Here is a 13,157-nt window from a genome sequence, read left to right as displayed (position 1 = left end):
AAAACGAGAATGACCAATATTGTGGAAGAGCGCGATTTTAAGGCCGGGATTTACGAGCTGGCCACTGACGACGATGTCGTGGGCGGCCCTGGTGGCATTGCCAATCGGCAGGCGGCGCAACTGGCCGCCCGTACCAATTATCTGAAGGATCATGTCGACGCCCTGGAAAACGGTGACAAGGCCGCGAATAAAGCCAGCAAGCTGGCAACGGCACGCAAGATTAGCTTGGTAGGCGATGTGTCTGGCTCGGTGTCGTTTGACGGCACGGGCGACGTCGAGATGACGATCAAATATAAAACCTCGGGCATCGAGGCCGGGACGTATCGTCAGGTCACGGTCGATGCCAAGGGGAATGTCACCGGCGGCAGCAATCCGACAACGCTGGCCGGCTACGGCCTGACCGATGCCGCGCCGCTGGACAGCCCTGCCTTCACGGGAGACCCGACCGCACGAACGCAGCCCATTGGTAGCAACAATAAGAGCCTCGCCAATATGGAAGCGCTGCAGCAGGTTGCAGCCTTGGCAAGTCCTGCAGGGATGACAGCCTACTTTGCCATGTCGACCGCACCCGCCGGTTGGCTCAAGGCCAACGGCGCGGCGATATCGCGCGCCGCTTACGCTGCACTGTTTGCCGCCATCGGCACTAGGTTTGGCGCCGGCGACAACAACACAACGTTCAATCTGCCCGATCTCCGCGGCGAATTCATCCGGGGCTTCGATGAAGGTCGCGGCGCCGATAGTGGCCGGGTCTTTGGTTCAGGACAGGCTGAAGATTTCAGGATGCACAGCCACGGTCCGCTAGGCATTGTCACTGCCTCGGGCGGCGTTCCAGGTAGCAGTGGCGCTGGCATCGCGTTGGGCGGCAGTAACTACTGGACGTCCAACACGACAGCGGGAACAGGCGGCACGGAAACGCGCCCGCGCAACGTCGCGTTGCTGGCCTGCATCAAATATTAATCACAGAGGTCGCATGGAAAAGATCGTTTTCAATTTCAGTCAGGTCACGGGCGAATTTATCCACGCCTGCGCCGCCGACAAGTCGCCGCTCGATGATGGGCTGGTGTATCTAATGCCGGCATTTGCCACCGAGATCGCGCCGCCCAAAGCGGGCATGCGGGAAGTGGCGGTGTTCGCCGGCGATCATTGGGAGGTGTTCCCAGATTGGCGCGGCGTACCGCTCTTTAGCGTCGTCGATGGCGCGCCCGTCTTTATCGACAAGATTGGCGATACGCCGGATAGCGTGCAAGGAACCGAACTGCCTTGCCCCTCCATGGATCACACCTGGACAAACGGGAAATGGAAGCTCGATCAGGCTAGACAGAAATCGCGTCTGGCTGCCAGCGCTATCCGGCAGCGTGATGCATTGCTGGGTGCGGCCACCGCGAAGATCGCGCCGTTACAGGACGCCGTCGACCTCGACGACGCAAGCACAGCCGAAATTGCACTGCTCAAGCAATGGAAGCAATACCGCGTTGCCTTGAATCGCATCGAATCGCAGACGGACTTTCCCGAAGCCATTGTTTGGCCATCCGCGCCAGGCGCTTGATACCACTACCCACATACCACAGGAGAAATGATGCCAACTGATTACCACCATGGCGTGCGCGTCATCGAAAAAACCGAGGGTACACGCCCGATCCGTACCGTCAGCACCGCCGTCATCGGTTTAATTGCCACCGCCGAGGATGCCGACCCCAAGGTGTTTCCACTCGATACGCCGGTCCTGCTGACCAACGTCGTTGCCGCCCTGGGCAAAGCCGGCACCACCGGTACGCTGCGCCGCACCTTAGAGGCCATCGGCGCGCAAACTAAACCGTTCACGATTGTGGTGCGCGTGGCCGAAGGTAAAGATGAAGCTGAGACAACGTCCAACGTGATCGGCACCACCACCGCATCCGGCAAATACACCGGCATCAAGGCGCTACTGGCGGCGCAGGCCCGGCTCGGGGTGAAACCGCGCATCCTGGGCGCGCCGGGATTGGATACCAAGGCCGTCACCAATGCCTTAGTCAGCGTGGCCCAGCAACTGCGCAGCTTCGTCTATGCGGCAGCGCATGGCTGTCTCACGAAGGAAGACGCCACCCTGTACCGCAAGGATTTCGGCCAGCGTGAACTGATGTTGATTTGGCCCGATTTCGTGAGCTGGGATACCGCCGCCAACGCCGAGGCCAGTATCCCGGCGGTTGCCTACGCGCTGGGCTTGCGCGCCAAACTGGACGAAGAAGTCGGCTGGCACAAGACGCTGTCAAACATTCCGGTCAATGGCCCGACCGGGATCTCGGCAGACGTGTTCTGGGATCTGCAAGATCCGGCCACTGATGCCGGCTACCTGAATAGCAAGGAAGTCACCACCCTGATCAACAGCGGCGGCTTCCGCTTCTGGGGTTCGCGTACCTGCGAGGTCGGCGGCTTCTTTTACTTTGAGAACTACACGCGCACCGCCCAAGTCGTCGCCGACACCATTGCCGAAGCGCACATGGCCTATGTCGATGTGCCAATGCATCCGTCCTTGGTGAAAGACATGATTGAGAGCATCAACGCCAAGTTCCGCGACCTGGTCAAACAGGGTTATCTGCTGGGTGGCAGCGCCTGGTTCGATGAACAGTACAACAGCAAGGAGAATTTGAAGGACGGCAAGCTGGCCATCGATTACGACTACACGCCGGTCCCGCCGCTAGAGAACCTGATGTTCCAACAGCGCATCACCGACCGTTACCTGGCCGACTTCGCCGCTGCCGTTGCCGCGTAATCGCCGACCTACCCATTTATAGAGAAAGCACACCACAGCATGGGCATGTCTAAAAAACTCAAGGACTTTAATTTGTTCGATAGCGGCAATTCCTATCGCGGCGAAGTCGAAGAAATCACTTTACCTAAGCTCTCCCGCAAGATGGAAGAGTACCGCGCCGCCGGTATGACCGGCCCCGTCTCCGTCGATCTGGGCAATGAGGCCATCACCCTGGAATGGACCGCCGGCGGCTTGTTACTGGACGCACTGCTGCAGTATGGCGCCCGCAGTCATAACGCTACCCAGCTGCGCTTTGCCGGCGGTTATGAAAGCGATGACGACGGCACTGTGTCAGCCGTCGAGATCGTCGTGCGCGGTCGCCACAAGGAAATCGATATGGGCAACGCCAAGAACGGCGACGACACCAAGCAGAAATACACCACGACCTGCAGCTACTACAAGCTGACCATCGACAACAAGCCGATCTATGAATTCGATTTCATCAACGGCGTTGAAAAAATCGGCGGTAAAGACACCAACGCGTCGATTCGCCGGGCTATCGGTCTTTAAGTTGGGACTAGCGTCACGACCAACATCGCTGTCAAAGCCAGGATCAACACCAACAGCCACATCAACACCAATTTCTTTTTTTTATTCACTTGTAAAGGCTCCTCTTATGAAGAAAACTGATACCTCCACCAGCATCACCCCTGCCACTTCCAAGACGATTGTTCTCGATGATCCTATTGTACGCGGCGACACCGTCATCAGCGAGATCACCATCCGTCGTCCGAAGGCTGGCGCCTTGCGCGGTGTGTCCCTGATGGATCTGGGTAATCTGGGCGTGGCCGCTTTGCAGACGGTGCTGCCGCGCATCACGCAGCCCACCTTGACCGCCCAGGAGGTCGCCGGCATGGACCCTGCCGACCTGACCGAGATTGGCTCGGAGGTGGCGATTTTTTTGGTGAAGAAAGCGGATCGTCTGGCGGCCTTCCCCAATACGTAGAAGATCCGATGGCCGATATTGCGGTGGTGTTTCACTGGCCGCCGCAGGCCATGGACGATTTATCGTTATCGGACTTGATGGCCTGGCGCGAACGCGCCAGGGTGCGTAGCGGCGCCGAAGAATAGAGAGGTTAATAAAAACATGAGCGACAAGCAATTGCGGCTGCAGGTGGTGTTTGCGGCACTGGATAAACTGACTGGCCCTTTAAAAAAGATCACCGGTGAGTCGTCCGCACTCGGCAAAGCCATCAAGGCCAATAACGACCGGTTGAAAGAGCTCAATGCCCAGCAGAAGGATGTTGGGCGCTTCCGTGAATTGAATGCCGGTCTGCAGGCCAGCTCCGGTAAGTTGCGCGAGACGCAGCAGCAGATCGCCGCCCTCGCGCAAAAGATGAATCAGGCCGAACAGCCGACGCGGGCCATGACCCGCGAATTCAATGCTGCCGTCAAATCCGCCGGCGCGCTGAAACAGGCCGGCCAGCAGCAAGGCGAGCAAATGCAGATCCTGCGCACCCGTTTATCGGGCGCCGGCATCGATACGCGAAAGCTGGGTTCGGCGCAAACCTGGTTAAAAGACAGCATAGCCTTTACCAATGCCGAACTGACGGCACAGCAGAAGAAGCTGGCCGCCGTCGGCGCACAGCAGCAGAGAGTCGCCGGTGCCCGTCAACACGCCGACAAGCTGCGCGCCACCGCCGGCAACGTGGCTGCCGCCGGCATTGGCGCAACCGTCGCAGGTAGCGCCGTCGGTACACCCATCGTCAAAGGGTTGCAGGAAGCGAAGCACTACCAGACCGAAAAGGGTCGCATTACTGCGCTGGGCCTGGGACCGCAAACCAGCGCTGATGCCGAGAAATACGCCCGCAGCATGAAGACTTACGGCACCAGCCATGCCGAAAACCTGGAATTGGTGCGCGACAGCATGTCGGTGTTCGGCGATCTGCCGCACGCGCAGATGGTCGCGCCCATGCTGGCCAAGATGAAATTTGCGAATAAAGCGTTTTACGGGGAAGAAGCCGGCGGCGAGAATGAGCGCAAGTTCATGGACATGCTCAAGGTCATCGAGGTGCGCGGCGGCACCGCCAGCGCCGGTAAATTTAACGAGCAGGCCAACATGGTGCAAAAGGTCATTTCTGCCACCGGTGGCCGGGTCGGTCCGACCGAGTGGTTGAATCTCATCAAGACCGGCGGCATCGCCGCCAAGGGCATGGACGAAAAGGCGTTTTACTACGAGCTGGAACCGTTGGTGCAGGAGCTGGGCGGATTTGGGGTTGGTAACGGCTTGATGTCGAGCTACAACAATCTGTATCAGGGCCGCACCAGCAAGCGTGCTGCGATGAACCTGGACAAATTGGGCTTGATTGGCGACCACACCAAAGTCAAACACGACAAGGTCGGCCAGACCGCCCAGCTCGATCCCGGCGCGCTGCTGGGGGCCGACCTGTTCAAGAAAAGCCAATTCGAGTGGATGGAGCAAGTGCTGCTGCCGCAACTGGCGAAACACGGCATTACCAAGAAATCGCAGGTGTTAGATACCATCGGCAGCCTCTACACCAACCGCAAGGCCGGCGACCTGATGGCCAATATGTATCTGCAGCGTGACCAGATCCATAAAAACCGCACATTGAACGAAGGCGCCTACGATGTCGACCAGCTCGAACCGTTGGCGCGCGAGCAAGCTGCCGGTAAAGAGATGGAAGCGCACGCCAAGCTGGCCGACCTGCAGTTGACCATGGGCGAGAAAATCCTGCCGCTCTACTCCCGCACCATTGAAACGGTCACCGCCGCCCTGGATGGATTAAATGGCTTCATGGAGCGTAATCCCACCCTGGCGAAGGTCATGATCGTCGGCTTTGGCAGCCTGGCGGCCATCCTGGTTGTGCTGGGGCCGCTGATGCTGGGCTTGGCTGCCTTGATTGGCCCTTACGCGATGTTGCATGTTCTGTTTGCCAAGATGGGCATTGCCGGCGGTGTGTTGACGCCAATCATGCGCGGGCTGGGTTCCGCCTTCACCTGGTTAGGTCGCATTCTGCTGTTTGTAGGACGGGCGTTCCTGATGAATCCGATTGGCCTGGTCGTGACTGCGATTGGCGTAGCCGCGTACCTGATCTATCAGTATTGGGGGCCGATCAAGGATTTCTTTACATCTCTCTGGGACGGCGTCGGCAGCGTCTTTACCGCCGCCTGGGCCAGCATCAAGGCATTCGCAGGCGGCCTTTGGGCGGACGTAAAACAGGCATTTGGTGGTGGCATTGTGGGCGTCAATGCGCTGGTGTTGAACTGGTCGCCGCTCGGTTTGTTCTACCAGGCGTTTGCCGGTGTGATGAGTTGGTTCGGTATTGAGCTGCCGAGTAAATTTAGCGACTTTGGCCTCTACATCATGCAAGGGCTAGCCAATGGCATCACCGGCGCACTGGGTACAGTCAAGGCCGCCGTCACTGGCGCCGGCGACAACGTGGTCGGTTGGTTCAAGGACAAGCTGGGGATCCATAGCCCTAGCCGCGTGTTTGCCGAGCTGGGCGATTTCACCATGCAAGGGCTGTCCGTCGGCCTGCAGCGCAGCCAGGACGATCCGCTCGACCAGGTCAGCGGTCTCGCCAAGCGCTTGGCCCAGCTCGGCGCCGGCATCGCCATCGGCGCAGCAAGCATGCCGGCGCTGGCCTTCGACACCCGGCCACCGATTGCGCCACGCGCACCAGGTGCCGGCATGGTGATCCAGGGTGACACGATCCAGATCACCGTCACTGCCGCACCCGGCATGGATGAGCAAGCGATTGCCCGCGCTGTCGCCCAGGCGCTGGAACAGCGAGACCGCCAGAAGGCCGTGCGGATGCGCTCCAGTCTGTCCGATTACGACTATTGAGACTCGATGAAGGAATATCAATCATGATGATGGCCCTGGGCATGTTCGTCTTCAGCCTGCCGACCCTGGCCTACCAGGAGCTGCAGCGTAAAACCGACTGGAAGCATCCGACCACAACGCGGGTCGGCGCCCGTAATGCCCGCCAGTTCACCGGCAAGGGCGACGACACCTTTACCCTGTCCGGCTGGTTCGCGCCAGAATTAACGGGTAGCGTCTATTCGCTCGATGCGCTACGCATGATGGCCGACACCGGTAAAGCGTGGATTCTGATCCAGGGAAGCGGACGAATACTAGGATCGTTCATCATCGCCAGCATGACCGAGGGGCGCACCGTCCTGGGCCAGGATGGCGATGCCGCCAGGATTGAATTCTCGATCACCTTGGAGCGCGTAGACGAGTCGGTGCTGGGTATGCTCAACACGCTCGGGGATCTCGGCAGCATCAAGAATATGCTGGGTCTCGAAGGCATCAGCAATAGCGTCAGCAATGCGATCAATACCGGCACATCAACGTTGGGCAACGTTGCCAACAGCCTGCGGAGCTTTCGGTAATGGACATGCCGATGGACTATCCGGCGCCGGCGTTTAAGATCACCCTGGACGGCCTGGACCTCACCCCCAAATTCGCGCCGCGCCTGGTCAATCTGAGTTTGACGGAATTCCGTAGCGACAATGCCGACGAGCTGCGTCTGTCTCTGTCCGATGCCGATGGTCTGCTGGCATTGCCGCCCAAGGGCGCCCGGATCAATGTGCAGATCGGCTGGCGCGATAGCGGCCTGGTCGACAAGGGGGAATTCACTGTCGATGAAGTTGAGCATGCCGGCACGCCGGATGTGCTGACCTTGCACGCCCGCGCCGCCAGCCTGATCGACACGTTACGACAGCCGATGGAACGCAGCTTCCACGACACGACCCTGGGCGCGGTGATTGAGGTGATCGCGTTTCAGCAGGAGCTGACTGCCGGCATTGCCGAAGCGTTACGGGCGATCCCCGTCAAACACCTGGATCAGACCCGAGAAAGCGATGCGGCTTTCTTGCGGCGCTTAGGTAAAAAATACGACGCCCTGGCCACCGTCAAAAATGGAACTTTGCTGTTCATGCCGGCAGGCCGCAGCAAGACGGCGTCCGGACGCGATTTGCCAACGGTTCAGATTACGCGACAGGACGGCGACAAGCACCGCTATCACAGCGCCGAGCGCAACAGTTACAGCGGCGTGCGAGCCTATTGGTATGACGACCGGCACAGCTTGCGGCGCAGCGTCGTGGCCGGCGTGCCAGGCAACAGCAAGCGGCTACGCACCACCTACGCCAATGAGGCCGACGCACGCACGGCAGCGGTCGCCGAATGGCAGCGTATCCAGCGCGGCGCAGCGACCTTTGAATTATCGCTGGCGCTCGGCAATCCGGCGCTGACGCCTCAATCTCCAGTGGTAGTCAGTGGATGGAAAGAGGAAATTGATCATCAGGAATGGCTAGTGGGTAAAACCACGCACAATCTGAGCGATGCGGGATTGACCACAGATATTGAATGCGAGACGCGCACAGAGGAAGCCAGCGCCGAGCGAGAAGATCAGGCCGATCCCGATCCGGGTATTACCGGCGTCATTGCGAAATGGCGCGACAAGGTCAGCAAGAAACAAGGGGAACAGCTTGCAGGATCTCGAAACCGTCCCAAAACGCTACCGCATATTTATACAAGTAAGCAATCGGCTGTGCGCTCAGCAAAACTTGAGTGGGCAAAGATTCAGGAACGACGCGAGATAGTTGCGGAAAACGACGAGGCGGCGTGACTTTGTGCGGAGCAATCGGTATCATCTCGCCCCCAGCCGCTTTAGCGGCCTTCCTCTTGTCCCAACGCGGTTTCTTCTTACGCCTTTTTTTATCAGCGGCTTTCTTGATCGAGATTGTCAGGAGGGACAAACGCGGCCTGATTTTATAGACCGTCCTTTTTTTTACGGTCAATCTTGATGGTCGTTTTACCCGTGGAAATGTTGTTCTTGCCGCCGGTATTTTGAATGACCTGGGCATTCTTCCCCGTTATGGTATGAACGAGTTGAGCTTGTTTTTCGCGCACAGCCGTTGATGGATCTGTTCCCAGGCCATCAACCATTCCGAGAACGCTAACTTTTCCACGAATATCGAGGCACCGATATCCGCGTAATAATTCGTCTTCATCAGAAGACAATTCTGCAGAAGATACCTTCCCCGTTAATACATATTGAACATCAACACCAATCGCTGCGACAAGAGCGAGATAGTCCCAGTCTGGACTTCTTTTTCCTGTTTCGTAGTTGATTTGTGACAGCCGCTGTACCCCCCCAGCCGACGCCATAGCATCCTGGCTTAGCTCCAATTTTTTTCTTTCTTCTCGTAATCTATCGCCAAATGAATTCATTTATTTTCATTTTCTATTTACATGTATATGATTGCATACTAAAATTGAGTCAATTCTAGTTACCACACATCATAGCACCATGAAAATCCTCCCAAAAGCCAAACGCCTCCCCAATGGCACCGTTTGCCATACGCGCAATGTGCGTATGACTTCCGACGAGGTAATTGAGGTTAAACACTATGCCGCCAATGAACAGGAATCCTTTTCGTGGTTTCTTCACGCCATGGCAATACGCGGCCTGGAAGACTACAAGCGCGAACTTGCCACGTACCAATAATCAACAATCGATTCCCATGCGCGCCATCAGCATTCCCTGCCCCCGTTGCCACCATCGCGTGCCTGTCGCCAAGAACCGCACCATGTCGGACATGATGAAAGAGATCACCTACATGTGTCCGAACCCGGTTTGCCATTTCATTTTCGTTGCCAGCTTGGGCGGGCAGCAGAATGGCTTGCAAACTCGCGTTTGCGTAAGCAACCGCGCCAAATATCCGGCAGACGCCGCGCCTTGTATCCAGTAACCAGGAAACTCGCATGAGAGTTATCAGCATTCCTTGTCCCCATTGCCGCCATCGCGTGCGCGCCGCCAAGAGCCGCACCATGTCGGACATGATGAAAGAGATTACCTATATGTGCCAGAACCCCGATTGCGGCCATGTCTTTGTCGCCAGTCTGGAAGTGCTGCGCACCTTGTCGCTGTCGGCTATCCCCAATCCGGATGTCCGCATCCACGTATCGCAGCATGTCCGCAATGCCTGCGCCAATCAGCTGGCCTTGCAACTGTGAGCCGCCAATGATGATTGCTCACAGCCTGGCGCCGCCGTAACTCCCCGCTAGTTTCGTTTTACTTCCTCCCGTTGTTCCCTGCAATGCCTGATTTCAGGCATGCGGGATTCGCTCACCCCGAAGAAAGGTTACTCATGTCGGCTGAAACAAGTTTTTTAGGTATTAAAGACGTTCTGATCAAGCCTGTGCAAACGATCCGACACCTCAATCCGGACAACGGCCTATTTTCCGTCCAAGCGATAACAATCTATTTTGAAGATGGCTCCAGGCACGACATGACGTTCCACTTCAAAGCAGGTCAGCACACCTTGGCCCAGGGCGATGTCGTCACGCACGACGAGGTGACCGCATGAAACAGTTTCTTCTCGACTTACTGACGGTGTTCCTCGGCTGCGGCTTGATGATGGCCGGTCCCTTGCTGCAGGCCGTAGGTCTCCTTAAGGGGTAATCATGGCAAGTCACTCTCAACAGTCTCCCGTCGATATCGCGCACACCCACCTGGAGTATGCCTACGTAGTGCTGGCCGGCGATAAAGAAAGCCTGCGGGCATCACGCTGGAACAGTATCGCCCAGCGAGATCGTCGCATGCTGGCCTGGATGGCGAATCTGAGTAGCACTAAGGGTGATGCCGCCCTGCAGTCGCTAACAGCTCTGGAGCGCGGCAAGCTGCATTGCGAAGCCCGCCGGCTGATCGGCGTGCTGCAGCTCGTCCTGCGCTGCGCTCAGGGCGGTGAACTGGTGAGCCAGTTCCCTGCCGCCAATCATGACACGGACGGCATTGCAGCATGAATTTGCTCTTTGACCATCAGGACGACATTCTCGGTCTGCCCAAGCGTATGAGCCGCACCCTGTGCAACTTGTTCACCCGCGACGGCGTGGAGAAGCACGCGCATAAAATTGAGGTCATCCAGGCGATCCAGGCGGAGAAACACCTGTTGCCGCTTGATGCTCCCGACGAGGCGCTGCACCAGACGGCAGAGCTGGCAGCACGCGAGTGCTATCAGTATTGCGCCGACCTGCAGTCGGTCGATGTCATTGTGTCGGCCATTACGCAGCTCTGCGACCAGTACGCCGTCGATGTCCCCACGCCGCCCAGCATGGAGGGACCGGAGAAGGAAATCGGCATCATTCGCCGGGCCGTCGACAAGGCCTGGTGGCTGCGCAGTATCCGCAAGGCACATGCGCGCCGCTGTGAACATATGGCAATCCGTCTCGGCTTTACCAGTTACCGAACTGGCTGCTATGTCAGCAATGAAGCGGTCTATCGCCAGCGCCGCCGCAATAAGCAAAATGCCAAGCTACTCGCATCAGTCGAGGTGCAAAACGAACATGGCCAGGTCTACAGCCTGGAAGAGCTGGCGGCACTCGGCACAGCCAATAAGTCGATTCGGCACGATGAACTGATGGTGCGCGCCCGCGGCTTTGAAGAGATTGCCCATGATCTGGGCCATGTTGGCATTTTTACCACCATTACCGCACCGAGCAAGTATCACGCGGTCATGAGCAAGAACGGCGAGCCGAATCCGAAATACATTGCCTTCGGCGAACCCACGCCCCGCGATGCTCAGCGTTATCTGTGCGATGTCTGGGAGCGCATCCGCGCCAAGCTGCACCGCGAGGGCATTGACGCCTATGGCATCCGCATTGCCGAGCCGCACCACGATGGCTGCCCGCACTGGCACATGCTGATGTTTGTGGCTTCTGAGCACCTGGAGCGCTATGAGGCGATCATCAGCGCCTATGCGCTGATGGAGGATGGCGACGAGCGCGGCGCCGATAGGAACCGGGTCAAGCTGGTGCGTATCGAGGCCGGTAAAGGTACTGCTGCCGGCTACATCCTCAAATATGTAACCAAGAATGTCGGCATCGAGCATGGTGGCGACCACCATATGGTCGAGGATGGCGAAACCTATATTGTGACCGCTGACACGTTGGGCAATGAGGTCATCACCCCTGGCCAGCGCGTGTCCTTCTGGGCGCAGACCTGGGGTATCCGTCAGTTTCAGCAGATCGGCGGCGCACCGGTTGGTACATGGCGCGAGTTACGGCGCGTCCAGGGCGAATGTATCCAGCATGCTCCCGATGCCGTCAAGGATGCCTGGCAGGCGGCGCAGAGCATCAAGGCGATTGAAGTCAATACGGTTGACGGCCGTCTTGTCGAAACCATCAAAACGATCAAGCAGGCATCGTTTAGCGACTACCTGCGGGCGCAGGGTGGCCCGACAGTCGGGCGCGATGTACTGGTCAAGATTGCCAGGCGCACCACTACCGTCGAGGGCAAGTACGCCACCTATGACACCCGTGTTCCCTGCGGCATCTATCACGCGTGGAATCCCCTCGCCGTCTATGAATCGGTCCGTTATCAATGGACGGTCGTTGGTGAGGCCAAGGCTGTTGCCTTTGACTTACCTTGGACTCGTGTAAATAACTGTACGGAAAAATCCAAAAAGAGGGTTTCCACTTCGGTCATTGAACCGGAGGAATCGGCAGAAATTGCGGCACGGTTCGAGGAATACCTGCACAACAATCCGCTGCCGGACTATCAGCCCACCGACTGGTCGGCAATTGAACAGCAAAGCCGGGATATCGAGAAGGCCACCAAGACATTTGCGGACGCGACGAACGTCTCCGAGGAAGAGACGCGTCTGCGCGATGCGGCAGCTTACGCCGCCCGCTATCTCGACAAGGCCGTCGCCGGCGCCAGTGTGGCTGTAGATCTGCACCAGCTTCTCACCACCAATTTCACTCACTGAAAATCATTATGAAAATATTCATGCACTTGTGCCTCCTCATTCTATTGTTCTGCGCGGATTTCGGGTTAGGCAGATTTATCCATATGATATTCCGCACTTCATTAATTGCCACCATGGGATGGGCAGTGGTTGTATTTGTGATCCTGATGCACGGCATGCTCCTGGGGGCATTCAATGGGTAAGACTGCTCAGCTCGCCGCCGTTGGTGACGCAGTCGCTTTCGATCTGAATTACGGACCGCAGACTGGAACTGTCATCGCTATTCAACGACACGTCTCCAATGCACAACAATTTGCTTTGGTCGAAATTGATCATCAATTGAACAGCATTGTCGAGTCGATCCCCCTTCTAGGTTTGCAATTGCTGGAGGCAGCATGAGCGCCATCTTTGCAATGGAAATCGGCAGCGAAATTCTACAAGCTGAGGAAGTATCTGCCATCACCGGTTGCGCCCGTCGAGCCGACCAGCTCGAATGGTTGAAAATAAACGGCTGGACCATTCATCGTAACAAGGCTGGGGAACCAATCATTGGTCGTATGTATGCGCGCCTCAAACTTGCTGGAATCAATCCAGCTACACTGGCATCAGGAACGACCTGGGTGCCTGATTTTTCGGGAGTAAGATAATT

18 protein-coding genes are annotated in these 13,157 nt (G+C 57.5%); 17 read left to right on the top strand and 1 reads right to left on the bottom strand.

Annotation, left to right across the window (positions count from 1 at the left end; translation table 11 throughout):
* Positions 1–9 precede the first annotated feature (9 nt).
* The 9 genes from ACIPF8_RS01935 (at position 10) to ACIPF8_RS01895 (ending at position 8,385) form a co-directional block, all read left to right on the top strand.
* Positions 10–957 carry a phage tail protein gene (locus ACIPF8_RS01935; RefSeq protein ID WP_400416799.1) on the top strand — a complete coding sequence of 316 codons (948 nt, stop codon included), beginning with the start codon at positions 10–12 and terminating at the stop codon, positions 955–957.
* A 13-nt stretch (positions 958–970) separates the two neighbouring features.
* Positions 971–1,546, top strand: coding sequence for a tail fiber assembly protein (locus ACIPF8_RS01930; RefSeq protein WP_400416798.1), 576 nt, complete (start codon positions 971–973; stop codon positions 1,544–1,546).
* A 30-nt stretch (positions 1,547–1,576) separates the two neighbouring features.
* The gene (locus tag ACIPF8_RS01925; RefSeq protein WP_400416797.1) at positions 1,577–2,749 is read left to right on the top strand and encodes a phage tail sheath protein; all 1,173 of its coding nucleotides are present in this window, start codon (positions 1,577–1,579) and stop codon (positions 2,747–2,749) included.
* Between the two features lie 39 nt (positions 2,750–2,788).
* Complete coding sequence (locus tag ACIPF8_RS01920) at positions 2,789–3,298, top strand: phage major tail tube protein (RefSeq protein WP_400416796.1); 510 nt, start codon at positions 2,789–2,791, stop codon at positions 3,296–3,298.
* 106 nt (positions 3,299–3,404) lie between these two features.
* Positions 3,405–3,734 carry a phage tail assembly protein gene (locus tag ACIPF8_RS01915; RefSeq protein WP_400416795.1) on the top strand — a complete coding sequence of 110 codons (330 nt, stop codon included), beginning with the start codon at positions 3,405–3,407 and terminating at the stop codon, positions 3,732–3,734.
* A gap of 8 nt (positions 3,735–3,742) precedes the next feature.
* The gene (locus ACIPF8_RS01910) at positions 3,743–3,859 is read left to right on the top strand and encodes a GpE family phage tail protein (RefSeq protein ID WP_400416794.1); all 117 of its coding nucleotides are present in this window, start codon (positions 3,743–3,745) and stop codon (positions 3,857–3,859) included.
* Between the two features lie 16 nt (positions 3,860–3,875).
* Positions 3,876–6,596, top strand: coding sequence for a phage tail tape measure protein (locus ACIPF8_RS01905; RefSeq protein ID WP_400416793.1), 2,721 nt, complete (start codon positions 3,876–3,878; stop codon positions 6,594–6,596).
* A gap of 23 nt (positions 6,597–6,619) precedes the next feature.
* On the top strand, positions 6,620–7,147 hold the full coding sequence (locus tag ACIPF8_RS01900; RefSeq protein WP_400416792.1) for a phage tail protein: 528 nt from the start codon (positions 6,620–6,622) through the stop codon (positions 7,145–7,147).
* The gene (locus tag ACIPF8_RS01895) at positions 7,147–8,385 is read left to right on the top strand and encodes a contractile injection system protein, VgrG/Pvc8 family (protein ID WP_400416791.1); all 1,239 of its coding nucleotides are present in this window, start codon (positions 7,147–7,149) and stop codon (positions 8,383–8,385) included. The genes ACIPF8_RS01900 and ACIPF8_RS01895 overlap by 1 nt, the downstream gene beginning before the upstream one ends.
* Before the next feature lie 143 nt (positions 8,386–8,528).
* Here the strand turns inward: ACIPF8_RS01895 and ACIPF8_RS01890 are convergent, their stop codons facing one another.
* Positions 8,529–8,990: a helix-turn-helix domain-containing protein gene (locus ACIPF8_RS01890; protein WP_400416790.1), complete on the bottom strand. Its 462-nt coding sequence runs from the start codon at positions 8,988–8,990 to the stop codon at positions 8,529–8,531.
* Between the two features lie 79 nt (positions 8,991–9,069).
* On the opposite strand from ACIPF8_RS01890, the gene ACIPF8_RS01885 reads away from it, so the two are divergent.
* The 8 genes from ACIPF8_RS01885 (at position 9,070) to ACIPF8_RS01850 (ending at position 13,155) form a co-directional block, all read left to right on the top strand.
* Positions 9,070–9,267 (top strand): hypothetical protein, encoded by a 198-nt coding sequence (locus ACIPF8_RS01885; RefSeq protein ID WP_400416789.1) that lies wholly within the window; start codon positions 9,070–9,072, stop codon positions 9,265–9,267.
* Positions 9,251–9,511: an ogr/Delta-like zinc finger family protein gene (locus ACIPF8_RS01880; protein ID WP_400416788.1), complete on the top strand. Its 261-nt coding sequence runs from the start codon at positions 9,251–9,253 to the stop codon at positions 9,509–9,511. The genes ACIPF8_RS01885 and ACIPF8_RS01880 overlap by 17 nt, the downstream gene beginning before the upstream one ends.
* Before the next feature lie 13 nt (positions 9,512–9,524).
* Positions 9,525–9,776 carry an ogr/Delta-like zinc finger family protein gene (locus ACIPF8_RS01875; protein ID WP_400416787.1) on the top strand — a complete coding sequence of 84 codons (252 nt, stop codon included), beginning with the start codon at positions 9,525–9,527 and terminating at the stop codon, positions 9,774–9,776.
* Between the two features lie 134 nt (positions 9,777–9,910).
* A complete protein-coding gene (locus ACIPF8_RS01870; RefSeq protein WP_400416786.1) occupies positions 9,911–10,129 on the top strand; it encodes a hypothetical protein in 219 nt (72 codons plus the stop codon).
* 97 nt (positions 10,130–10,226) lie between these two features.
* Positions 10,227–10,565, top strand: coding sequence for a hypothetical protein (locus ACIPF8_RS01865; RefSeq protein ID WP_400416785.1), 339 nt, complete (start codon positions 10,227–10,229; stop codon positions 10,563–10,565).
* Positions 10,562–12,529, top strand: a complete 1,968-nt coding sequence (locus ACIPF8_RS01860; protein ID WP_400416784.1) for a replication endonuclease — start codon at positions 10,562–10,564, stop codon at positions 12,527–12,529. The genes ACIPF8_RS01865 and ACIPF8_RS01860 overlap by 4 nt, the downstream gene beginning before the upstream one ends.
* 174 nt (positions 12,530–12,703) lie before the next feature.
* Positions 12,704–12,907: a hypothetical protein gene (locus ACIPF8_RS01855; protein ID WP_400416783.1), complete on the top strand. Its 204-nt coding sequence runs from the start codon at positions 12,704–12,706 to the stop codon at positions 12,905–12,907.
* The gene (locus tag ACIPF8_RS01850) at positions 12,904–13,155 is read left to right on the top strand and encodes a DUF4224 domain-containing protein (protein WP_400416782.1); all 252 of its coding nucleotides are present in this window, start codon (positions 12,904–12,906) and stop codon (positions 13,153–13,155) included. Before ACIPF8_RS01855 ends, ACIPF8_RS01850 begins: the two co-directional genes overlap by 4 nt.
* Positions 13,156–13,157 lie beyond the last annotated feature (2 nt).

The organism is Collimonas sp. NPDC087041, assembly GCF_044745265.1.
Classification (GTDB): Bacteria; Pseudomonadota; Gammaproteobacteria; order Burkholderiales; family Burkholderiaceae_D; genus Collimonas.
Note: the sequence above shows the minus strand (reverse complement) of the source record. Positions and strands in the feature narration are given on the sequence as shown.